Consider the following 951-nt stretch of genomic DNA (forward strand, 5'->3'; position numbering starts at 1 on the left):
CCGACACATCAGGAAGCGAGCTTGGCTCTAATCTTTCTATCAAGTATCTAGATCTCAATGGCGACGGGGTTACTGATGCGCTGATCAATTCCGGAGATGGTCGGATCTGGACACGTCTGGGCAATGGCGCGGGTGATGACAAGCTTGTTGGTGGGGCAGGGGATGACTTGCTCTATGGTGATGTTGGTAAAGACACGCTGACAGGCGATGAAGGCAACGATACGCTCTATGGCGGTGCTGGTGCTGACGATCTCGCTGGGGGAGAGGATGATGACCTTCTCATCGGTGGGGACAGTGATGGAGATGTCTATCGCTTTAATGTTGGCGATGGTGCCGATACCATTCGTAATAGTGGTGCCCATGCCAAGCTTGTCTTTGGTACAGGTATTGCTCTGGCTGATATAGAATACAGCAAACAGGGTGATGACCTTCTGTTACGGACTTCTGCAACAGATGTTGTGACGATTGAAGGCTGGTACCTCGATAGCAAGAAACAGGTTGCGATTGCTCTGGCAGATGAAGTTGGTCGTACTCTTGTTCTTGGTGATAGCTCAGCGAACGATCTCGCGGGTACCAATGGTGATGACATTCTGAATGGCCTTGGTGGAAATGATACTTTGGCTGGCGGTGCAGGTAATGACATCTATATCTTTGGCCGAGGGCATGGCGAAAGCACGATCCATGATCAGGCGAGTGTAAACGGTACTGCTATTAATGCAGGTTACGACAGCATTGTTTTTGAAAAAGGCATTACCTCTGCCGATATTGTCACGGTGCTATCCGGCAATGACCTGATTGTTGCTCTGAAAGATCCAAACAATCCAGATGCAACAATTACTGAGTTAAGCGATAAGATCACCATTCGCAATTGGCTGGACAGTAACCAACGTATCGAAGCACTAACCTTCGCCGATGGTACTGACGTTGCTGCTTTCTCTGGCAACCGTTCTG

General features: G+C 49.3%; 1 protein-coding gene. It reads left to right on the forward strand.

All coding sequences use genetic code 11. The features are described 5' to 3' along the window. Window positions 1–951 (forward strand): calcium-binding protein (locus WH96_RS20830; RefSeq protein ID WP_047766177.1); only part of this gene is annotated, 951 nt, incomplete at both ends.

Origin of the sequence: Kiloniella spongiae (assembly GCF_001026905.1) — a bacterium.
GTDB lineage: Bacteria > Pseudomonadota > Alphaproteobacteria > Kiloniellales > Kiloniellaceae > Kiloniella > Kiloniella spongiae.